The following is a 21,823-nucleotide window of genomic DNA, read 5'->3' as shown; positions in this document are numbered from 1 at the left end:
CGCGACGGCGCGCAGAACGCCTCGACCGACGACACGCCGATCGTCCTGGGCCACTACCAGGGACCGTTGGAGGCCCGACCGCGCCGCGACACCACACCAGCGTCGGGGCTGAGCGCTCCTGACCGAAGAAGGGCCGCGCCGGATTCGCTCCGGCGCGGCCCTCCTCGTGCTCTGATGCCCTGTGGGCAGGGCGGGTCAGCCGGTTCTGTTGATGACGAACTGCGACCCGGGCTCGACGAGAATGTCGCCGTCCGCCGAGTTGGTGATCGTCACGTTCGTCAGGGTCGCACTGCCCCGTGCGCCGCTCATCGCGAGGATGCCGGAGCCGTTGTTGGACTTGTCGATCCTGACGTTGGTGATCTTGACGTCCGGCATCTCGCCGCCGCCCGTCTTGAACTGGATTCCGTCGTAGGTGGAGTCGTGGATGTCCGTGTCACGGATGGTGACACCCGGTATGCCCTGCCCCTGGGCGAAGAGGGTGATCGCACCGAACTCCTGGTCCTCGTTCCAGAACGCGCCGCCCGTGCGGTACAGGGCGTTGTTGGCGATGAGGGTCTGGCCGGTGAAGGGCAGCGGGTCGTGGTCGGTGGCGAGCATGATGCCGGGGTAGTTCATGGTGTCGGCGATGATGTTGTTCTCAATGGTGTTGCCGTATCCGCCGTAGATCGCGATGCCGTTGGCCCGCCACGGCAGTTGGATCGTGTTGTTGCGGAAGTGGTTGTCGTGGCCGATGTCGACCGAGGTGTCCTTGACGTACTTGCTGGCCCACACCGCGAGGGCGTCGTCACCGTTGTTGCGGAAGGAGGAGTTGTAGACGGTCGAATTGCGGGTGCCGTTGGCGAAGTTGATGCCGTCGGCGTACGTGTTGCGTATGCGCATCCCGCTGAACTCGACGCCGTCGCCCGGTCCCCACAGCTCGGGGATGTTCGAGTAGTCCCGGCCGGCCCAGACACCGACGTTGGCATGCTCGATCCACACATTGGTGATCTTGGTGTCCTTACCGAACCGGCCGTTGAGACCGACACCGCCCTCATGGTTGCCGTCGCCGCCCCGGATGGTGCCCGAACCGAAGATGGCGATGTCCGAGATCTTGGTGTTGTGGTCGATGTCGAAGCCGAAGTTGCCTTCGTGCGGGTGGTTGATGCCGCCCGCCTGGTGCGGCGGCGTCAGGGTGTACAGCTGGGAGTGCCACATGCCCGCGCCGCGGATGGTGACGTCCCTGATACCCACCTGGTTGTGTGTGCCCCGGTTCAGCGGGTCGTCGGTGAGGATCTTCTGCTCCTGGCGCCACTGGCCTGCCGGGATCCACACGCAGCTGATGTCACCCTTCTGGTCCGCGGTCACGGCCCGCTGGATGGCGTCGGTGTCGTCCAGACCGTCGTTCGGCACGGCGCCGTAGTTCGTGATCGAGGTGCACCCGGCCGGCTGGGCGCTCGGCGGCGCCACCTGTTCGAGGTCGACCAGGTCGATGATGTAGAACGAGGCCGTGTCTCCGGCGTCGCGCTGGAGACGGAACTTGGTGCCGGCCGGGTAGCTCTGCGACAGCAGCGCGTGGGACTCGTCGAACAGGCGCCGAGCGTCGGCCCCCGGCGTGTTGGTCAGGCCCTCAGGATCGTCGGTCCGTCCGTACAGCCAGCTGTGCTTGGAGGACAGGGTGAGCTTGCGGCTGAAGGTGTCGTTGACATAGAGGCTGATCGTCGCTTCGGCGCCGCCGCCTGAGGGCGCGTCGGGGATCGAGTTGCGCACGACGATCGAGTTGGCGGCGTTGGCCGAGGTGAACTCGATGAAATGTCCGGTGGTGGTGAGCCTCACCGACTGGCGTCCGGAGGACTCGGTGGCGAAGTTCGTGTGCCCGAAGGTGCGCTTGGCGTCGGCGGTGAGGAGCGTGCCCTGGTAGCGGGCGGCTTCGGCTTCGTACTCGGTGTAGGGCACGGCGGCACCGCGTCCGACGACCAGGGAGCGCGCGAGGACGTTGTTGTTCTCGTTGGTCTCGGCGACGGTGTTCGTGGCGTCGGCCGTCGCGGTGAGGGTGACACCGCCGCTCGCGGCGGTCCAGGTGCCGTTGATCGGTACGGTGACGCTCGCCCCTGCGGCGATCGCTCCCCCCGTGCCGTTCAGTGTGGTGTTCCCGGCAGCGAGGCGCGTGACGGTCCCGGCCGCGACACCGCTCGTGCCGCGGTTGTTCACCGTGACGGTGAAGGAGACCTGCGCGCCCACCGCCGGAGCGGCCGGGTTGGGTGTGATGGCGGTGACGGTGAGATCCGGGCCGGGGCTCTGCCCGACGACCAGTTTCGAGGACGCGGTGCGGCTGTTGTTGCTGTCGTCCTGCTCGACGACGGTTCCCGCCGGGTCGACGACTGCGGACACGGTGTAGCTGCCCATGGCGCGCTTGCCGACCGGAACCTTGACGGTCGCGGAGGCGCCGGCGGCGAGTGCGCCGACCTGCGCCGAACCGGCTGCCGCGCCTTCGAGGCTGACGTTCACCGAGGTGGCGGGGGACGCGGCACTTCCGGCGTTGCGGACCGTCGCGCTGACCTCCACGGCATCCGTCTCGGACGGTGAGGAGGGGGCCCACGTCAGATCGGTGACCGTCAGGTCCGGATTGCGTGCCGCGGCCCCGATCACCTGGAACTCGGCGACCTGTGCGCCGAAGCCGCTGGAGTTGGAGAAGAACTTCAGCTGGATGTCGGAGTAGCGGCCGGCCACCGGGATGGTCACGCTGTTGCCGCCGGAGGACGGGCTGAACGCGTAGTCGGCGCGAGCCTTCAGCGAGGTGAAGCCGGATGCCGACTGCTCACGCCCGAGCACCTCGATGGCCTGGGTCCGCGGCCCCCATGCCTGGTCCGGGTTGAGTTTGACGACGACCGCCTCGACATCGGCGTTGGCGCCGAGCTTCACCGTAAGGGTCGAGGGGAATCCGGAGGACTCCCAGTAGGTGGCCGGGCTGTCGTCGTTCGCGTTGGAGGCGACATAGGTCTGGGTGAACGACGACGCCTCGATCGGCTTGTTGCGGGCGAGGTTGGAGCCCTTGACGGGCGGCACGCCCGGCCCGTCGTCCTCGCCGTAGACCTCCAGTTCGGACAACTGTGCAGCATTCCAGCCGCTGTTGGCCGACACCTGCACACGCACGTACCGGACCGTGGTCGCGGTGACCGGGATGCTGACGGTGTTCGCCCTGGCCGGATCGAAGGCACGCGAGGCGGAAGCGGACAGCGGCGCGAACGACGAGCCGTCGGTGCTTCCCGACACGCTGAGGGTCTGACTACGGGATTCCCAGCTCGACGGCAGCTTGAGAGCCACCCGGCTGATCTCCGCGTTCGCGCCGAGGTCGACCTGTACCCACTGGGGCAGCGCGCCCGCGGGACCCTCCCAGTACGATGCCTGGCTTCCGTCGCTGACGTTGCCGGCCGGGTAGTTGCCGTGACTGCCGCCTGCGCGGGCGGACTTGCCGAGGGCCAGGTTGGGCCCTTCCGCGGCGTAGGCGGGAGCGGGCAGCAGCCCGACGGCTATCAGGCCCGCCAGCACCATGCCGACGATCACTCGCCAGCCGTGGTGTCTCAGTTTCATGATGTCCTCTTGTCTCGTGATCCGGTGTCCGGGCGCGCGGCTCGGCGCCCGCAGGTGGCGCCGTACGAGGCGTTGGGGCAGGGCGACTTGCATGACGGACCGGTGCGCCGCGGGGACGGCGACCACGCACCTCGCCAGGTACCTGACATGGTCAAGGCGAAGCAGTTGAGGGGTTCTCTAAAACTTTTGAGTGAATCAGTCAAAATTTTGCAGTGACAGGGTGACAGGTTTCTACCAGGTGGCCACTTTGTCAACGGGACTGACGCACAAGCGCGTTGGCGCCAGTGGTTTCGGCAGGTGGGAGGGGTGCGCCGCGCTCCGGCTGTAGGCAGTGGGCGCGTCTGTCGACGGGGGAGCGGGCATCGCCAGGGGAGGCGAGCGGACGCGGGTCTCCTGGCCGGTACGGCGGCGGCCGGCTCGACGTGTGCCGGGTGGGGGCGTGCTGCCCGCGCGATGTCGGTGGAGGCCGGCCGAATACCGCGTCGCTTGGATGTGCGGCCTGGCTGCGCCGCCGACGTGTACGGCTCCAGCGGCCCTCCGGCGCTGCCCCACGCTTCTGTGCGCGCGGTGGGGTGCGGGTCGGCAACAGCCGGCCCGCACCCCACCGCCCGTCCGTCGGTCTATCCGTGGTTCAGTTCTTGCGGCGTGCGGCCCAGACCGTGCGTTCCGTGCGTACGACCAGGTCGGTGCGGCGCAGGATGCTGTGGCGGCTGTCGGTGTCGAGGAGCCGGTCGAGGGCGGCGAGGTCTTCGGGCGCGAGCGCTTCAGCGGCGACGCCGCGGATGCGTTGCAGGGAGCCCAGGGCGTAGCGGCCGATCGCCTCAGTGGGGGAGTCCTCGATGTTCACCGCGATGGTGCGTTCGGCTTCGACCGCGAATCCGGCGGCGGCCAGCATCGGTCCCCAGTCGGCGCCGCGGTGGGGTACGTGCTCGGCGTGGAAGCGGTCGGTGACGGCATGGCAGCGGTCCTCCAGGCCGGGACGCTCCTCGGGTGCGCTGTCCGGTAGGAAGCGGGGGAAGCCTGCCAGTTCGACGACGGCGAACAGGCCCCCGGGCGCGAGCGCGTCGCGGACATGGCGCAGGGCGCTGTCGGGGTCGGCCATGTGGTGCATCGAGGCGGAGGCCCATACGAGATCGGGGCTGCCGAGGTGGGGCCAGTCCGTGGCGTCGAGGTCGGCCAGAACGGTGCGCACGCGCTCCTGTACGCCCTCGGCGCGCGCTCTGGCGCCCAAGCGGTGCAGGTGGTCGGCCGAGGAGTCGACGGCGGTGACGTGTGCCTCGGGAAAACGGTCCAGGAGGGCGAAGGTGCCGGTTCCTGTTCCGCAGCCCAGGTCCACGATCTTGTGCGGGGCGGCCTCGACGGGCAGCCACGCGGTGATGGCGGCGATGTGCTCGGCGAGGACTTCCGCGTCCAGGTCGAGGATCTCTGCTTGACCGCCGGACTCGGCGACGTGCTGGTGGCTGTGGTGCGCACCGTGGCGGTGGGCGTGCGCTTCTGCGTGGCTCATGCCTTCACGCTAGAGCGCCCTTGCGTGCAAAGCACGATCTCTTGCTGTATTGGCAAGGAGGTGGTCGGCTGCCGTGCCGCACGCGCACACGCATCCGGCCAGGTCATGTGCAGGAGCCGTCCGCTGCGTAATCATTGCCGGTGCCTTGGCTGCCGCTGGCGCGCTGGTGTCCCCGGCGGGCGTCACGGTCGAAGATCCCCAGGATCTCGCACGGGCCGCCGCCATCGGTGCCGATGGAGTGGGGCAGCATCGTGGGGAACTCCGCGGCCTGGTTGGTCTCGATGCGGAAGCGGCGATGGCCCAGCATGAGAAGCGCGGTGCCGGAAAGGACGACGAGCCATTCGCGGCCTGGGTGGGCGCGCATGCGTGAGGGATCGTCGGGGGCCGGCTCGGTCAGACGCTGACGCATGACGCTCATCCCGGGCTCCGCTTTGATGGGCCAACGCATGAGCCGGTGGGTGCTGTCGATCATCGGGCTGGTGACGACATCGTCGGAGGCGGTCTCCACCAGTTGGTCCAGGGAGGTGTCCAGGGCGCGCGCGAGGATGACCAGCTGATCCAGCGCGAGCCGGCGCTGACCGTTCTCGATGCGGCTGAGGGTGGACTGGCTGACGTTCGCGCGGGTGGCGAGTTCCTCGAGAGACCAGCCCTGAGCCACGCGCAGAGCCCGGATTCGCTTGCGAACCAGGCTGTCCAGTTCGCCATCGCTTTGCGTCATGGGCGGCATCGTATGCTCTTGGCGCAAGTCGGCCCTGGTTCTCCGACCGCGTCGGCGAATCCGCCCCTTCGGCGCCTATTGCGGATGGAGCGGTGTCACACCACGGGTCCGCGGTGTCACGCCACCGTTTCCGCGACGCTGAGCGGGACGACGCGAGCCGTGGCACTGGCTGTCGCGATCACGATGTCCTCCGAGTCACTGAGCGAAGCTTCGAGGTGGGCGATGTCGCCGACGCGATGCACCACGCGGCCGTTCCCGAAAAGCCTTCCGGGGCGGGTCGGGCGGAGGAAGGACACCTTGAACTCCATGGTGGACTGAAACTGGTCGGGCTCGAGTGTGGCGAGAAGAGCGGGGCCGACCGTGTCATAGAGCATCGCGGCGAGGAAGGCCCCGAGGACGTTGCCAGCGGGATGGTGAAGTCCTCGGTTGCGTGGAACGCCAGACGAATCGTGCCGTTCTCGACGTCCGCGTCGATGAATTCGGCTCCCAGAGTGGCCGCGGCACGGGGCAGTGGTGCCCGCCCGTTCACTGCATCCCAGAACGGGCCGGTTCTTTCGCTCATCACATCTCCCTGGGCTGGAACGTCTGGTGCCGTCGGTCCTTCCCCTCCTCGGCTCCATTCCCCTCTCGCTCACCACTACGGCTCACCCGCTTGGCCCCGCCGATGGGGCGGTGAACGGTACGAGTGGAGTGGCTTGGCGTCGGCGGAACCTGTGTCGTTCCGAAGGGGCGCCGCCCCGGGGTGGGAACTCGCAGTCCAACGGACGTCGTTGACTGGCTCGCCTCTGTTGTGGGCCCGCAATAGGGAAGGACAGCTGTGCATTCGAGGCTGGGCAGTCGTGCCACCGTCGCTGGTCTGGCCGGAAGAGGCGAGTCCCACCAGAACGTCCCGGAACGAACGCCGACGAGGCTCCGGGCACCGTCGTGGCGCAGTAAGCACTGTGCATCCTGAAGTTGCAGTTCACGGGGCTGGTGTGCGCGGGGTTCGGGATGCTCGGGCTGATCGGGAGGCGGATGACTTCGGTGAAGATCATCGGTCAGCGGGAGACTTCGCGGATCGTCAGGACCAGCAGTCCATGCGGACTACCAGAGGTCCCGCCCCCTTGGCAGAGCGCACACGGCCCTGACGCACCGGCGTTGCCGCCGAGTGGTGTAGCAGGGATGCCCGATAGCCTCTGGTCATGGAGCGGCCATCGCGCAACTCTCCGAGTAGCGAGGCTCGTTGAAGCGAGAGGTGACGCGATGGCCTCGTCCCAGCACTCCACGCCGTGGGGACCGGGGGTTCGCCCTACGTCGCGAGCGTGAGTGCGTCAGCCGGCTCGGGGTGTGCTCGACAGCGCCGTGACGGCGCCGCGACGGCGGAGCTCACCGAAGCCGGAGAACTGGCACTGGTCGTCTGACCCCAGGCCCAGACCGAGCGTCCAAGGTCGGTCACGCGAAACGCGGCCGCGCGGAGACCATCACGCGGAGGAGCGGGGGTGGTTGTGGTCGCGCCAGGCCCGAGGCGAGATTCCGTATGCCTGTTTGAACACCTTGCTGAAGTGGGTCGCGTCCATGAAGCCCCACCTTCGTCCTATTGCTGCGATGGTCCGCAGCCGGCCATCTGGGCCGGCCAGCTCTCGCCTGCATTCGGCCAGGCGGCGTGTACGGATCCAGTCTCCGAGGCTGATGCCCGACCGGGACAGCACATCGTAGAGATGACGTACGGAGATGTCGTGCGCGGCGGCGATCCGTGCCGCCGACAGATCGGGATCAGCCAAACGCTGCCGAAGGTATTGAGTGATCCGCAGGCTGAGTGTCGCCTCCAACGGTGCTCTGGCCAGGCTGGAGTTACCGTGCTGGGAGGTCAGGGCGGCCCGGAGCAGTTCGATGCTGGGTGCCACGACGGCATCGGCGGGCACACCCTGGTGCATGTCGTCGCTGACGGCCAGTTGGGAGAAGTAGGTGAAGGCGAGGCGCGCAACCGCGTTGTCGGATCCCAGCGGGACCGCGGTGACGTCTCGTAGCAACCGCTCGGGGAGTGCGAGTGCCGCGCGGGGGAAACGGAAGAAGTGGCCGTCGACTCCCTCGTCGAAGAGAAGTGTGTAGGGGGCGGTCGATTCGTAGACGGCGAAGTCTCCCGGCCTCAGCAGGCACTGGCGATCGTTCTGCACCACCAGGCTGGTGCCCGTCATCTGAAGATTGAGGAAGACGACCGGCTCCTTGTCCTCCCGGGCCAGGCGCTCCGTCCGACGCAACGTGGCCGCGGTCGCCCGCGCCGAAAAGACCCTGAGGGGCCCAACGGCGCCGAACCCTACGCGAGCAGAGATGTCCTCAGCCGGAGGACGGTGATCGATTTCGACCGCCGTCATGGATTCCCACAGCGCGTGCCGGAGCACTTCCTCCCGCTCCTGCGGCGGTATGAACGCGGTGTCCAGGACCGGGCTCATGAGGCAGATCTTCGTCTGCATCGGTCATAACGCCGGCCTGGCCCCTCGGCCCGTTCCCCCACAAGCCACCCCTCGACACAGACGGTTCGGACATCAGTTTGGATGGATTCCCTCTCGCTGTGCAACGGCTTCGACGGACACACACAGGGCCCTCACCTGATGCAGCGTCAACGTGAGGCGGTGCACTACTGACAAAGTTCCCTGCACGGATGACAAAGTCCGAAGCCCACGATGACTCTAAGGTTCATCAATGTCACGTGTTCGCGTGACATGCCTCTCTCCAGTCCCTCACGTAATTTTCGATATGCGCCGGCCGAGGGCGGATCACGGGCGCTGTTCCAAGTTCTGCGTTCTGCAGAAAATGAGCTGTTTCCGCCCAGAACCGACAGGGGTAGTCGTGCCCGTCTCTGAGGAAGCTGACCCCAAGGTGGTCGTCAACGGCGAGGGCTCGCGCTCGATTTGGCCGGCCCACAGGGAGAACCCACCGGGCTGGCCCGGCGAGGCGACCCGGTCTGCCAGGACCGCACGCCTCGACGACACGGACGGGCTCCTGCCCAAAGAACGGAGTAGGGCGGCGACCGCCGACGCGGAGGCATGGTGATCGACCGTGCGCAGGCCCCGCTCCACCAACTGGCCCCGCGCAGCCGGGCGGACGCCCGGAGGCTCCACACCCGGTCCGGTTCGGCAGAGACATTCTGCCCGACCGCTCCGATCCCGGGGCTCCTCGCCCGGGCCCTGGCACAGCACGGTGACGCTCGGGCGGGCAGCGTCCCCGCCAAGTCCTTCAACTAGCACAGTTGGAAGAGGATGCCCCTCTTTGCCCGGAGTAGGGGACTTGAAGCCGGAAGGTAGACCGTCATGGATGAACTGGTGCTGCGCGCACAGCGGTTCGTGAACAACACTTACAGCAACGTGATTGGTATGACGCTTGAGGAGAACGGGCAGACCGGCTGGGCCACGATGTACGCGCTCACCCGTGCGCTCCAGTACGAACTCGGCATCACCGCCCTGTCCAACAGCTTCGGCCCCACCACCCTCAGCACCCTGAAAGCGGCGTACCCGTCACTCACCGCGGCGACCGTACCGTCGGAGAACTTCGCGCAGATCGTGCAGTCGGCGCTCTACTGCAAGGGGTACGACGGCGGCGATATCGACGGTGACTGGGGGCCGCGCGTCACCGCGTCCGTGACACAGCTCAAGAAGGACATGGGCGTCGGCAACGTCGAAGGAACCGGCCTCACCCCGAAGGTGTTCAAGGGCCTGCTGAACATGGACCCGTACGAGCTGGTGACCTACGGCGACCGGGCCGGCAGCCCGGCCGTGCAGACGGTCCAGCGCTGGCTCAACGGGCGCTACATCGGCCGCGCCGACTTCTTCGTCATCCCCTGTGACGGTCACCACTCCCGCAGTGTTGCCAAGTCAATGCTGTACGCGGTCCAGTACGAGTTGGGCATGGCGGACGGCGCCGTCAACGGCACTTTCGGCCCCACCACCCAGTCCGGCCTGCGCAGCCACCCCCTGACTTCCGGTGACAGCGGCGTCTGGGTGTCCCTGCTCAGCGCTGCCCTGGTCCTCAACGACCGCCCGGTGGCGTTCACTTCCTCCTACGACGCACAGGTCGCGGAGGCGGTCGCGCTGTTCCAGTCGTACGTCGCCCTGCCGCGGACCGGCACCGTCGACTTCTCCACCTGGGCGTCGCTGCTGGTCTCCTACGGCGACCAGTCCCGCCCCGGCACCGCCTGCGACGGCATCACCACCGTCACCCCGGCCCGCGCCCAGGCCCTCCACTCCGCCGGATACCGGCACGTCGGCCGGTACCTGAGCAACGTGGCGGGCTCCACCCTCGACAAGATGATCAAGCCAGGTGAGCTCGACACCATCGCCGCGGCCGGTCTGAGCTGCTTCCCGATCTACCAGACCTGGGGCGGCAGCGCCGACTACTTCTCCTACAGCCAGGGCCTGCACGACGCCCACGACGCCATCGTCTGGGCACGGCGACACGGCTTCCAGGACGGCGCCCGCATCTACTTCGCCGTCGACTTCGACGCCCTCGACGGCGAGGTCACCGCCTCCGTCCTGCCGCACTTCCGTGGCGTCCACCACGCGATCACGAGCTACTCCCGCTACCGGATCGGCGTATACGGCGCACGCAACGTGTGCCGCCGCGTCTCGGACGCGGGCTACGCCGACGCCAGCTTCGTCTCCGACATGTCCAGCGGCTTCTCCGGAAACCTCGGCTACGCCCTGCCCGCCAACTGGGCATTCGACCAGATCGCCACCCGCACCGTCGGCTCCGGCCAGGGCGCCATAGAGATCGACAAGAACATCGCCTCGGGCCGCGACGACGGCGAGCGGACCTTCGACCCCGCCTCTTACACCGAGACTCTCGACGTCGACATCGTCGCCGCCGACCACGAGGCGATGAAGGCCGAGATCCGCACCTACCTCGAGAGCATCGGGGTCCCCGAGACCGGAGGAGACGGCTGGACCGACGACGACTGGGGCACCCTCGGCGGCATATCCAACTCCGAGGCCATCGACGCGATCATCTCCATGGACTGGCTCTTCACCCGGCTGGCCCGCAACCTCCGGCTGCGCAAGGCCCTGGTGCAGGCACCGGTGCTGTGGGAACTGCGGCAGTTCAACCCGCTGGACCCCATAGCCGACGAAGCCTTCAAGGCCGGCCTGAGGGACGACGTGAGCACCGGCTGGGGCCAGATCTACGGCTGGGTCGCCATCGAGGCCCGCAACTACTGCGTGGAGCAGGGCCTCCTCAACGAGCCGCTGCTGACGCTCGAGGACGACCGCCGCACCGTGTGGACCAAACTCCACGAAGACCCCGAGTACAACATCGAGACCGCGGCCTACCTGACGGTCTACAACGCCTTCCAGATCCACCTGCCCCGCCCCGGCCTGGAGACCTCGGACTCCGCCTCCGAACGGATCATCGCCCGTTACAACGGCACCGCCGAAGACATCACCGACCAGTACGGCCGGGACGTCGTCGGGGTGTACCGCGTCATGGAGAGCTACTACGCCCGCCACCGCGCCGCGGCGAACTGACCCCTGCTCACACCACATCGAGGAAGGGACGCACGACATGACGTACCTCAGCAGACGCCTGATGGTGCGGGGCACGGCGGTCCTGGGACTGGGACTCGCCTCCGGCACGCTCCTCACCGCCCCGACGGCTTCCGCCGCCGACGCGGCAGACTCCGCAGGAGCCATGGGCGCCGCGGCGAAGGAACGCCCCGTTTCACTCAACGGCTGGGTGATGGAGGAGCGGGCCGACGACGTTTCCACCGTCTGGACCCGCCCCGTCCCCGGCACCGGCCTCACCGTCGCCACCCGCATCGGCGACGTGGAGACCGTTCTGGTCCATCTGCTGCGCCGCCACCACTACGAGATCGACGAGTTGCGCCCCGGCGACGTCACCGGCTGGCATCACCCGTCAGGCTTCGACCCGGCGGCCGCCGCCTCCAACCTGGCCTCCGGCACCGCCCTGCGGATCCGCCCCGGCCATTACCCGGCCGGCACCACCGGAGGCTGGTACCCGGACCAGCTGACCGTGGTCCGCGACATCCTCGCCGAGCTCGACGGCGTGGTCCGCTGGGGCGGGGACGACAAGCAGCCCGACGAGTCCCTGTTCAGCATCGACGTCGCCCCCGGCAGCCCCCGCCTGCGCCGCCTCGCCGCCGAGCTGCGCGGCTGGCGCGAACACCCGGGCCGTGGCGCCGGCGTCCCAGCCGACCCACTGGACGCCGACCGCCGCGAGGCCGCCGAAGCCCTCACCCGCAAACAACGAGCAACCGCCCGCTGAACCCCCTCAACCACCTCAACCACCTCAACCAACTCTGAAAGGGGCACATCAGCATGTCGAGAATCAGTCGCACCCTCATCGCCGGCGCCGCCGCTCTGGCATTCGGCATCACCCTCAACACCAGTCCCGCTGCCGCCAGTGTGAGCAGGGGGTACATCGATGAAAACGCCGGCGCCCAGAACGACTTCTCGGATGAGGCCACGCTCTGGTCGGGCAGCTCCTACGGGAACAGCAACGCGGTGGGAGTGATCCAGGCAATCCTGTACGCGGAATTCATCTTCGATGCCCAGGATGTGGACTGCGCCTATGGTTCGGACACGACGTGGGGTGTCGAGCAGCTGCAGAAGAGGCTGGGGTTCACAGGCGCTGATGTCGACGGCGTCGTAGGCGCGAAGACCTGGGCCAAGCTGGACGACCGCCTCGTCGAAGGCAGCGTCTACAGCGACAGCATGCTGAACATCCAATACCGCGCCACGAACGGTACGACTCCCAACCTGTTCCTGCGGGCAAGGCACAGCGGCGGCACGTACATGTTCAAGTACTACGGCGGCAACTTCGGCGGCAACGCAGCCTGGAAGCAAGCCCTGTACCGATCGCTGTCCGGGAGCGAGTGCCGCTGACCATTCGCCCCCCTGACTCGCATTCCGCCCGGTCAGGCCTCCGCCGGGGACCATCCACAAGCCAGTGAGGGGGATGGTCCCCGGCCGCCAGGGCCAACCCCTTCGCGCGCACCCTTGCCTCCCTGACCGGACAGAACTTGGCGAATGAGGAGGAGTGAGCCTGGATCCACCGCGTGATGGTCGGCCTGTGGATGGAGAAATGAAGAGGTGCCCGCTGACCTGCGGTGATGGGAGTTCCTACGCTTCCATCAGGCACAAACAGCAAGGCATCTCCGAAGTGAAAGTCTGCACAGGCCCGGAACTGTTCGCCGCGTTCGACGCCCCCGATCTCATCGCGCATGCCGGGCTGGTCCCCACGGTCCGGCTGGCCGAGCGGTGCGGCCTGCCCGCTCTGGTGGCCGAGAAGGTCAAGCTCACCGGCGCGGGCAACGGCGCCGGGACGGCCGCCGACGCGAAGGCGCTGTCCATCATCGGCGGGATGGTCGCCGGGGCGGACAGCATCGAGGACCTGGACGTGCTGGGGCACGGCGGCCTGCCCCGCCTGTTGAGGGGCGTGGGCGCGCCGTCGACGCCGGGCACCTTCCTGCGTGCCTTCACCTGGGGACACGTACGCCAACTCGAGTCCGTGCTACGGGCGTTCACCTGCACCTGGCCGTTCATACTGGGCGCGAGACCATGACGACGGTCCGGGCGATGGGCATCACCGCCCAGATCGTGGTGCGCGCCGACTCGGTGTACATCTCCCACAAGGTCGTCGCTGGCCTGCCGCAAGGCCGGCGCGAGGTTCTCCCTCGCGGTCGCGGTCAAGAAGAAGATCCGCGAGGTCATCACAGGGTTGGACGAGTCGGCCTGGACACCGATCAAGTACGTGAGCTCCGTCTGGGACGCCGAGGAGGAACGCTGGGGCTCCGACGCCGAGCTCGCCGAGGTCCCCTTCACCACGTTCAGCCCGACGCCTTTGATCGCGCCGGAGTACTGGCGGCCCGCGCCGACGCAGTCGGTCGAGGACTTCGCATCCCCGGGACGGGACGATCGGGGCGTAACCGGCGTGCCCCCGGCGGCAGTTGAGTTTGGTGTGAAGAAAAACAACGACACCGTCGAAGGCCCTGACGGCCTTGTCTACATGGCCCGCCCGCCGCTGGCGAGCGCCACCCTGAACTATCTCGCAACCAGGTGGCCACACCGGGGGCCGGTAGGCATCCGCTTGCCGGGCCACGAAGAACGGTCCCTGCGGAGAGGCAGCCACCATGGCTGTGGCCGGCTCGTCGTGCCCCATGTGCCAATCGAGGAGTTCGGCGTAGAACCGCGCCAAGCCGCTGGGGTTCGGCGATTCGATCGATGTCCCCCACTGCATGCCGCCTGTTCGAGATCGCATGCCTGGCCCTATGCGCGGCCGGACCCGCAGGACGGTGATTCGGCAGATCCCCGTCGATCTGTCGGCTCTTCCCGTAGAGCTCGATGAATTCTTCAGCGAGGGACTGGCGGTGGGAAGGCCACTCGGGCCAGGTCCGTGAGGGCGGGGGTGGCAGGGGCCGACGTTCCGTGCTATCCGCCCGAAAGGCGTCGAGCAGGTAGCCGGTGAGCCGCCTCGACGCTGCTGCGGAATTCGATGCGTGCTGTACTGCTCCGCTATTGGCCATGAGAACCAGAGCGAGATCATCGAATGCGAAGTCAGGGCGGAGCCGATTTCTTCGCACGATGGATGAGCTGCTGGAAGCCGGCGACGCCCTGCCGCAGTTTCTCCTCGACCAGCGCTCCCTGGGGGAGCTGCTCGACAAAGGCAGCACTGAATCCGTGGTCCTTGGCCTGCATCGCCGCGAGTCCCTCCACAGCAGTGCGCAGCCCTTGCCAGGCGTCGGAGTCGTCCAGCGCGCTCGCACGGCGGAGGGCATCGCGGACCTGGTGGGGGCGCCGCGGAGGGCACACCAAGCACGGGCCCACCCGCCCCCCGCCGCCGCCGATCTGAACCGTCTGCACGGGGTCACGGTCGCGCCGGCCACTGTGCACCCCTTGCTTGCGCGGCCAGGACCCAAGCGGCTGCGCGACCGGGATCCTGCGCCGTGTGAGTTTCGTGAGAAGTCTCGCCGGCCCGCAGGACGGTGAGCCGGCAGATCCCCCGTCGATCTGCCGGCTCCTCCCGTAGGGCTCGATGAACGTCTCGATCAACGGCTCGCATGACTTGCACAGGCCGCCTGCTGAGGCCGGGCGAGAAAGCGAGGTGCCGTCGCAGCCCAACGACCCGTCAGCACATCCTGGTCACCTCGGCCGGCGTCCCCCGCACCCGTTCCTCGACTACGCGTACAACTCGATCACATCCGCCTGGTCGTTGGCGGACACCAGGGCCTCGTACCTTCCTCCCGGGCCGCCGAAGATCCACTCCAGGCCGCCGTCCCAGTTCTTGCCGACGATCCAGGCGCCGCCGGTCTGCGCGTTGTAGTAGGAGCTGACCTGGTCCTGCCAGCTGGTGCCGTCGGGCATCGTGTAGTTCGACAGGGTGTAGGAGCCGTAGTAGTAGAAGTCCAGGCGGTAGCCGCCCGCGTCGCGGTGCTGCCACACACAGGCATAGCCGGTCCGGCAGTCGTTGGCGCCGTCGGCCGCCGCGCGGGTGGAGGCAACGGTCATCTCCACGCCCGGCTCCAGCCGCACCCGGTCCTTCGCGATGCGCTCGGCACCCTTGTTGTGCCGCAGCAGGCCTTCGATCTGCTGCTCCAGTCGGGTGTCCGCGGCCCGGGCGGACGAGGCGTCCGCCTGCGCGGCGACCGACGGGGTGGCCAGGGCCGTCGTGAGCAAGGATGTGGTGACCAGTGCCAGTGCGAGCGAAGTACGCCGCTCTTTGAGCGGATTCAGCAGCTTCATGCGTCTCTCCCGTTGGTGTGTAGCAGGAACTGTTGTTCCTGCGTTGACCCCTTGATCGGCGGCGTCCCCATCCGTGCCGCGTGGAGCGGTCAGTGGTTATACGCACCCAACAGGGGCCGGGTTGCACGAGAGTTGTGGCTTTCGCAGGCGGTCCACCGAGACCCCGGACGAACCCTCCTCAGGAGTCAGGCGATCACGGTGGCCCGCCAGGTGTCCTCGTCGGCGTCCAGGAGCGCACCGACGAGTCCGGGGTCCGGCAGCGGGCCGTGGTCAGCGGTGACTCTCAGCGCCGAGGCCGCGGTCAGATGGCCGAGGCGCAGGGCGTGGTCCACGGGCAGGTGTCGCAGCAGGCCGCTGAGGAACCCGGCGGCGAAGGCATCGCCCGCGCCGACGGGTTCCGCGACGCGCACCTTCAAGGCGGGCACGCTGTGAGCGGCGCTCCCGGTGAAGGCGGTGGCTTCGCGGTCGCCGTCCTTCACCACGAGGACCTGCGGACCGGACAGGAAGGCGCGAACCCCTTCCGCGTCGGTGATCCCGTCGCCCCACAGAGCCTGGGCCTCGTCGAGGCCGACGAGGACGATGTCGGCCCGGTCGGCGAGCGGCCGCAGGATGTCGGCGGCGGGGCGGTCGGTCCACAGGGCGGGGCGGTAGTTGACGTCGAAGCTGACCGGGCAGGTCCGATCGGGGCGCAGTGCCCGTTCGACGAGGGCGTGGCAGCCGGGGGAGAGGGCCGGGGTGATGCCGCTGAGATGGAGGAGTGCGGCGCCCTCCATGGCCGGGTCGTCGAGGAGGTCGGGGGTGAGGGCCGAGGCGGCGGATCCACCACGGTGGTAGTGGACGCGCGTGCCGTGCGCGCCGGGGTCCTTCAGGAGCAGTCCGGTGGGACGGTCCGGGTCGGTGCGGACGCCGTTGACCTCGACTCCGCCCGCGGCGATCCGGTCCCGGACGCGTCTGCCGAAGGGGTCGTCGCCGACCGCGGAGAGCCAGCGGGCAGGGATACCGTGGTCGGCGAGGTAGAGCGCGACGTTCGACTCCGCGCCTGCGATGTCGACGCGCAGCAGGTCGGCGTCGTCGAGCGACCCGAGGGGCTCGGGGGCAAGCGCGGCCATGGTCTCGCCGAGGCAGACAACGGGGCCGGGGCGCAGGGGTCGGGGGGTCCTCATGGTGGTCCTACGGTGTGTCGGGACGGACTGCGGCTTCGCGGGCGGCGTCGGGGGCTGTGGAAGTGGGGCTCTCGGTGCGCTCCGGGCGGTACGGCGCGGCCGGCGCCCCCGGTACGTCGACTCGCAAGGCGAACACGGCGCCGTCCAGCGGGCCCGGCCGGGACAGGCCTACGCGGGCGCTGGTGACGAGGAGGGTACGGCCGTCGGGACCGCCGAGGCAGAGCCCGGCGGGCTGGGCGGCCGGCAGCTCCACTATCCGGTCGAGGGTGCCGTCGGGGTGATAGCGGTGGACCTGACCGATGCCCCAGACCGCGGTCCATAGGCCCCCCTCCCTGTCGGTCGTCATACCGTCGGGACTGCCCGTGGAGAAGGTGATGTGGGTGTCCGGCTCGCCCACGTCGCCGGTGACCGGGTCGACGGGGTAGCGCCGGACGAGCCCACGGGCGCTGTCGGCGAGGTACATGGCGGTGCCGTCCGCGCCGAAAGCCGGGCCGTTGGGCACCGTGATGTTCCGCAGGATCCGGGTGACGCGTCCGTCGCGGTCCACGCGGTAGAGGGAGCCCGCGTCCTCCGTCGCCTCGTACGCCATGCTGCCCGCCCAGAAACGGCCCTGTGGGTCGGCGATGCCGTCGTTCATCCGCATCGGGAACTCGGCATCGTCCTCGACGTGGGCGATCCAGTCGGTGCGCCCGGCGGCGTCGATGCGGCAGATGCCGCTTCCCGCCGCCGCGATCCAGTGACCGGGCCGGTCCTCGATCGGCGCCACCGCGCCCAAGGGGCAGGGGAGTTGGGTGATCTGTGCGAGCGGTGCGGCGGGGTTGTCGGGGGTGGACAGGAGACGGCCGGAGAGGATGTCCGTCAGTACGGCGCGGCCGTCCGTCCATCGGATGCCCTCGCCCAGTTCGAGGCGGTCCGTGCCGATGACCGTGGGCCGGGTCACGGCCGGACCTCCGTGCGTACGACGTCCAGGAACGTGCGGGCCCGCTCGCGCAGGGCGGTGAGACTGCCGCCCGAGGCGGCATCGCCGACCAGTGGCGAGCCGACGCCGACGGCTGCGGCACCGCTTCGCAGATAGTCGGCGGCTGCCGGGGCGTCCACTCCACCGACGGGTACGAACGGCAGGTCGGGGAAGGGGCCGCGCAGGTCCCGCAGATATCCCGGGCCTCCGGCGCTACCGGCCGGGAAGAGTTTGAAGGCCGTGGCGCCCAAGCGGTGCGCCTGGAGGACGTCGGTGGGGGTCATCACCCCCGCGAGCACCGGGAGTCCGAGCTCCAGGCCGGTGGCTATGCCGTCGCTGACCGCCGGTGTGACGAGGAACGAGGCTCCGGCCTTCTGAGCGGCGTGGGCCTCGTCGGAGGTCAGGACGGTGCCGGCGCCGAGGGGTGCGTCAGGGCCCAGTGCGGCACGGGCCCGGGCCATGACGTCGAGTGCGTCGCGTCCGCTGAGGGAGACCTCGACGAGGGAAATGCCTTCCTCGACGAGGGTGAGCACGGTGGTCAGCGCGGCGGCCGGGTCGCTGCCGCGGACGATGGCGAGGAGCCGGTGGGCGCGCAGCGCCGCGAGCAGGTCCATGGGGGATCCTTTCTGGTGGGGTGTCAGGCGCGGCGGGTTGCGGTGACGGTGAGCCGCCAGGTGACCTCCCCGGTCGCCGGCACGACGGCGGTGTCGCCGTCGTCGCCCGCCTCCCGGTCGAAGACGCGGCCGAGCATCGGCTCGACACCGACCGATCTGTACGGGGCGTCCTGGGGGAAGCCGCCGAGGTTGCGCCACAGGGCGACCGAGGCCGGCTGTCGGTCGGCCTCGACGGACAGGTGGAGTGAGTCCGAGCCGTCGTGCACGGACACCCGTGGGGTGAGGACGACAGCACCGACGGCGCTTGCGTCGTCCGGTCCGAGCCGGTCCAGCCCCACGCCGTCGACGGTGGGCCAGGCGTCGGCGATCCAGCGGTCGCCCTCGTCCGGGTAGAGCCGCGTGACCGCCGGTCCGGCCACGCCGATCCGGGCGGCCGGAGAGAGGTCCAGCAGGGCGTGGGCGGCCCATACGAAGCGGTAGCCGTGCTCGGCGGCGAGCGTGTAGTCGGCGACGACCGCGTCCCCCCGCTCGCCGATGCGCCGGGTCAATCGGAAGTGGGGGCACTCCACGATGTCCTCGTCCCCCGCCCGCCGCCAGGAGCGCGACCAGGCGTCCCCGTGGTCGGGCACTCCGCGCACGGTGGGTACACACTCTTCCAACCCACCTGCGTCGGCGAAGAGTTCACCGGGCCGGACGTGGGCGCGACGCGGCTCGTCGCGGTGCCACAGCCACTCGCGGCCGGCCGCGGTCAGTGATGTCCAGCGGCCGCCGTGGTCCAGGTCGGTGGTGACGCGGACGGGCAGCCGTATGACGCTCACCATTCGGCGAAGGAGCCGTCGGCGTGCCGCCAGACGGGGTTGCGCCACGCGTGGCCGGAGCGGTCGGCGGCGCGTACCGCGTCCTCGTCGACGGCGATGCCGAGTCCGGGCAGTTCCGTGCGAAGCGCCTGACCGTCGTCGAACCGGAAGGGCTCGGTGTCGACCAGGTAGGACAGCAGGTCGGCGTCCTTGTTGTAGTGGATGCCCCGGCTCTGCTCCTGGATCAGGAAGTTGGGCGTGGCGAAGGCGACTTGAAGGCTGGCGGCCAGTGCGATGGGGCCGAGCGGGCAGTGCGGCGCCAGATGAGCCCCGAAGGTCTCGGCGAGCGACGCGATTCGGGTGACCTCCGAGATCCCGCCGGCGTGCGACAGGTCCGGCTGGGCCACGGCGACTCCCGCGGTCAGTGGCGGGAGGAAGTCGGCCCTCCCGTAGAGCCGTTCACCGGTGGCGAGCGGCACCGACGAGGCGGCGACCAGGCCCGGCAGCAGATGCGCCTGTTCGGGGAGGACGGGCTCCTCCACGAACAGCGGGTGCAGGGCGGCTATTTCGTGGAGCACGCGCCGCGCGTTGGCGGCGCCGAAGCGGCCGTGAAAATCGACGGCGACGTCACGGTGCGGTCCCAGAGCCTCGCGGGCCGCTGCCACGCGCTCGATGACGGCAGCCGTCTCGGCGGGGCTGCCGATCGGCGGGGTGCGCCCGGCGGCGTTCATCTTGACGGCGGTGAAGCCGGCCTCCACCTGAGCAGTGACCTCCTCCTTGAGCCGGTCGGGCTCGTCGCCGCCGACCCAGGCGTACACCCGGACCGAGTCGCGGACCGGTCCGCCGAGCAGCGTGTGCACCGGCACCCCGAGGGCGCGGCCGGCGATGTCCCACAGGGCCTGGTCGATGCCGGCGACGGCGCTGGAGAGGACCGGGCCGCCCCGGTAGAAGCCGCCCTTGCTCAGCACCTGCCAGTGGTCCTGGATGCGCAACGGGTCCTGGCCCACGAGGTACTCAGCCAGCACCTCCACTGCCGATCGGACCACCTCGGCCCTGCCCTCCACCACCGGTTCGCCCCAGCCGACGACGCCCCCGTCGGTCTCGATACGGCAGAACAGCCACCGGGGCGGGATGAGAAAGGTCTCGACGCGCGCGATCTTCACTGTGCCTGGCCGTCCTTCGTCTCGGGTGAACCGTCCACGCCTTCGGACGCGTGCGAGCCGCTGACCTTGTCGAGATCGCGCGTCGCCTGGTCGAGCAGGGCACGCATGGCGTGTTCGGCGGCGTCGGGGTCCCGGTCGCGCACGGCGTCGAGGACGGCGCGGTGGCTGGGTACCGGGTCCTCGCTGTGCGGAGCGCTGTGCACGAGCTGGTCGCGCTGAGCGAGGCCCGACTCGATGACCATCTCCATGCGTTCCAGCAGTTCGTTGTGGGTGGCGGCGAGCAGCGCCCGGTGGAAGGCGAGGTCGGCCTCGACGGCGTGACTCGCGCCGCCCTCCTGACCCATCGCGGTCAGGGCCGTCTCCAGCGCCTCGAGGTCGGCGTCGGTGCGCCGGTCGGCCGCGAGGCGCACGGCCGCGGGCTCGATGATTCCGCGGACCTCGCCGAGGCTGCGCAGCAGCGCGGGATCGGCACCGGTGCCACTGCTCTCGGAGAACTGCCAGCGCAGCACGTCGGCGTCGAGGAGGTTCCAGTCGGATCGGGGCCTGACGAAAGTGCCGCGCTTCTGTCTGGCGTCGACCATGCCCTTGGCCGCGAGCACCTTCAGGGACTCGCGCAGCGCCGTCAGGCTGACGTCCAGCTCGCTCTGCAGCGCCGCCATGTCGAGCGTCGCTCCCTCGGGGATCTCGCCGGTGAGCACCCGGCGGGCGAGGGTCTCCACCGTCTGGCCGTGAACTCCGCGGCGCGCGTATGGCGTCATGTCTATGCCCTTCTTGCTGTTCGATCGGTGCCGGTGGGTCGATCCGTCAGGCCGAGGCCTTCGAGATGCTCCAGCCGCCGTCCACGAGCAGGCTCGATCCGGTGATGTAGGAGGCTTCGTCGGCGGCGAGGAAGGCGACGGCGGCGGCGACCTCCTCGGGGGTGCCGAAACGGCGCGCGGCGGTGCCCGCGACGCTGAGCTCGCGGTCGGCCTGTGGCACGCGGTCCCACGCCGCGGTCAGGATCGGCCCCGGCAGTACCGCGTTGACCCGGACGTCCGGGCCGTACTCGACGGCGAGTTGACCGCACAGCGACAGCAGCGCGCCCTTGCTCGCCGCGTACGCCGGATGGCCGGGGATGCCCCGGTGCGCGTGCACGGAGGACATGAGCACCACGGCCCCGGAGTTCGCGCGTAGATCCGGCAGTGCCGCCCGGACACCGAGGAAGGCACCGGTGAGGTTGACCGAGAGCTGCCGCTCCCAGGAGGCGAGACTGGTCTCGTGAGCCGGCGCGACGGCCACTGTGTACGCGTTGCTGACCAGGATGTCCACGGGACCGAGGCCGTGGGCGGTGTTGATCACCCGCTGCCAGTCGTCCTCGCTCGTGACGTCGGCGGCGACGAACACGGCCTGGGCTCCGTCCTTGCGCAGCCGTTCGGCGGCCTCCTCGCCGCGCTCGGCGGCGATGTCGACGAGGACGACGGCCGCGCCCTCCGCGGCGAGGCGAGCCGCGGCGGCCGCGCCGATGCCCGACGCCGCGCCCGTGACGACGGCGACGCGGTTGGTGAAACGGACGGCTGGATTCATGTGGGGGATCTTCTCCTGATCGAGAGGCCGGTGGGGGGCGGATTGTCC

Annotated in this window: 19 protein-coding genes; 5 read left to right on the top strand and 14 right to left on the bottom strand. The window is 69.3% G+C overall.

Annotation, left to right across the window (positions count from 1 at the left end):
- Window positions 1–195 precede the first annotated feature (195 nt).
- The 5 genes from ABTX78_RS30585 to ABTX78_RS30565 all read right to left on the bottom strand — a co-directional run bounded on the left by ABTX78_RS30585 (window position 196) and on the right by ABTX78_RS30565 (window position 8,221).
- Window positions 196–3,567: a CARDB domain-containing protein gene (locus ABTX78_RS30585; RefSeq protein ID WP_352210022.1), complete on the bottom strand. Its 3,372-nt coding sequence runs from the start codon at window positions 3,565–3,567 to the stop codon at window positions 196–198.
- Between the two features lie 631 nt (window positions 3,568–4,198).
- Window positions 4,199–5,074, bottom strand: a complete 876-nt coding sequence (locus ABTX78_RS30580) for a class I SAM-dependent methyltransferase (protein WP_352210021.1) — start codon at window positions 5,072–5,074, stop codon at window positions 4,199–4,201.
- A gap of 103 nt (window positions 5,075–5,177) precedes the next feature.
- The gene (locus tag ABTX78_RS30575) at window positions 5,178–5,792 is read right to left on the bottom strand and encodes a helix-turn-helix domain-containing protein (RefSeq protein WP_352210020.1); all 615 of its coding nucleotides are present in this window, start codon (window positions 5,790–5,792) and stop codon (window positions 5,178–5,180) included.
- Between the two features lie 116 nt (window positions 5,793–5,908).
- Window positions 5,909–6,166: a PaaI family thioesterase gene (locus ABTX78_RS30570; RefSeq protein ID WP_352210019.1), complete on the bottom strand. Its 258-nt coding sequence runs from the start codon at window positions 6,164–6,166 to the stop codon at window positions 5,909–5,911.
- Window positions 6,167–7,252: 1,086 nt separating this feature from the next.
- Window positions 7,253–8,221 carry an AraC-like ligand-binding domain-containing protein gene (locus ABTX78_RS30565; protein ID WP_352210018.1) on the bottom strand — a complete coding sequence of 323 codons (969 nt, stop codon included), beginning with the start codon at window positions 8,219–8,221 and terminating at the stop codon, window positions 7,253–7,255.
- Window positions 8,222–8,815: 594 nt separating this feature from the next.
- Between ABTX78_RS30565 and ABTX78_RS30555 the strand changes: the two genes are divergently transcribed.
- From ABTX78_RS30555 to ABTX78_RS30535, 5 genes are all read left to right on the top strand, one after another.
- Window positions 8,816–9,013, top strand: a complete 198-nt coding sequence (locus tag ABTX78_RS30555) for a hypothetical protein (protein WP_352210016.1) — start codon at window positions 8,816–8,818, stop codon at window positions 9,011–9,013.
- A 66-nt stretch (window positions 9,014–9,079) separates the two neighbouring features.
- Window positions 9,080–11,284, top strand: a complete 2,205-nt coding sequence (locus ABTX78_RS30550; RefSeq protein ID WP_352210015.1) for a glycoside hydrolase domain-containing protein — start codon at window positions 9,080–9,082, stop codon at window positions 11,282–11,284.
- A 37-nt stretch (window positions 11,285–11,321) separates the two neighbouring features.
- Window positions 11,322–12,041, top strand: coding sequence for a hypothetical protein (locus tag ABTX78_RS30545; protein WP_352210014.1), 720 nt, complete (start codon window positions 11,322–11,324; stop codon window positions 12,039–12,041).
- Window positions 12,042–12,094: 53 nt separating this feature from the next.
- The gene (locus ABTX78_RS30540) at window positions 12,095–12,661 is read left to right on the top strand and encodes a peptidoglycan-binding domain-containing protein (protein WP_352210013.1); all 567 of its coding nucleotides are present in this window, start codon (window positions 12,095–12,097) and stop codon (window positions 12,659–12,661) included.
- Between the two features lie 277 nt (window positions 12,662–12,938).
- Window positions 12,939–13,340 (top strand): hypothetical protein, encoded by a 402-nt coding sequence (locus ABTX78_RS30535; RefSeq protein WP_352210012.1) that lies wholly within the window; start codon window positions 12,939–12,941, stop codon window positions 13,338–13,340.
- A 992-nt stretch (window positions 13,341–14,332) separates the two neighbouring features.
- Here ABTX78_RS30535 and ABTX78_RS30530 read toward each other — a convergent pair.
- The 9 genes from ABTX78_RS30530 to ABTX78_RS30490 all read right to left on the bottom strand — a co-directional run bounded on the left by ABTX78_RS30530 (window position 14,333) and on the right by ABTX78_RS30490 (window position 21,775).
- Window positions 14,333–14,638 (bottom strand): hypothetical protein, encoded by a 306-nt coding sequence (locus ABTX78_RS30530; RefSeq protein ID WP_352210011.1) that lies wholly within the window; start codon window positions 14,636–14,638, stop codon window positions 14,333–14,335.
- Window positions 14,639–14,953: 315 nt separating this feature from the next.
- The gene (locus ABTX78_RS30525; RefSeq protein ID WP_352210010.1) at window positions 14,954–15,517 is read right to left on the bottom strand and encodes a peptidase inhibitor family I36 protein; all 564 of its coding nucleotides are present in this window, start codon (window positions 15,515–15,517) and stop codon (window positions 14,954–14,956) included.
- Between the two features lie 185 nt (window positions 15,518–15,702).
- A complete protein-coding gene (locus ABTX78_RS30520) occupies window positions 15,703–16,680 on the bottom strand; it encodes a sugar kinase (protein ID WP_352210009.1) in 978 nt (325 codons plus the stop codon).
- Between the two features lie 7 nt (window positions 16,681–16,687).
- The gene (locus ABTX78_RS30515) at window positions 16,688–17,620 is read right to left on the bottom strand and encodes an SMP-30/gluconolactonase/LRE family protein (protein ID WP_352210008.1); all 933 of its coding nucleotides are present in this window, start codon (window positions 17,618–17,620) and stop codon (window positions 16,688–16,690) included.
- Window positions 17,617–18,252 carry a bifunctional 4-hydroxy-2-oxoglutarate aldolase/2-dehydro-3-deoxy-phosphogluconate aldolase gene (locus ABTX78_RS30510; RefSeq protein WP_352210007.1) on the bottom strand — a complete coding sequence of 212 codons (636 nt, stop codon included), beginning with the start codon at window positions 18,250–18,252 and terminating at the stop codon, window positions 17,617–17,619. Before ABTX78_RS30510 ends, ABTX78_RS30515 begins: the two co-directional genes overlap by 4 nt.
- Before the next feature lie 23 nt (window positions 18,253–18,275).
- Window positions 18,276–19,073: a hypothetical protein gene (locus ABTX78_RS30505; RefSeq protein ID WP_352210006.1), complete on the bottom strand. Its 798-nt coding sequence runs from the start codon at window positions 19,071–19,073 to the stop codon at window positions 18,276–18,278.
- Window positions 19,067–20,212 (bottom strand): galactonate dehydratase, encoded by a 1,146-nt coding sequence (gene dgoD / locus ABTX78_RS30500; RefSeq protein ID WP_352210005.1) that lies wholly within the window; start codon window positions 20,210–20,212, stop codon window positions 19,067–19,069. Before dgoD ends, ABTX78_RS30505 begins: the two co-directional genes overlap by 7 nt.
- Window positions 20,209–20,970, bottom strand: a complete 762-nt coding sequence (locus tag ABTX78_RS30495) for a FadR/GntR family transcriptional regulator (RefSeq protein WP_352210004.1) — start codon at window positions 20,968–20,970, stop codon at window positions 20,209–20,211. The genes dgoD and ABTX78_RS30495 overlap by 4 nt, the downstream gene beginning before the upstream one ends.
- Before the next feature lie 46 nt (window positions 20,971–21,016).
- The gene (locus ABTX78_RS30490) at window positions 21,017–21,775 is read right to left on the bottom strand and encodes an SDR family NAD(P)-dependent oxidoreductase (protein WP_352210003.1); all 759 of its coding nucleotides are present in this window, start codon (window positions 21,773–21,775) and stop codon (window positions 21,017–21,019) included.
- Window positions 21,776–21,823: the final 48 nt, after the last annotated feature.

It is taken from the genome of Streptomyces sp. NPDC096193 (assembly GCF_040302905.1).
Taxonomy (GTDB): Bacteria; Actinomycetota; Actinomycetes; order Streptomycetales; family Streptomycetaceae; genus Streptomyces.
This window is presented reverse-complemented; position numbering and strand designations above follow the sequence as displayed.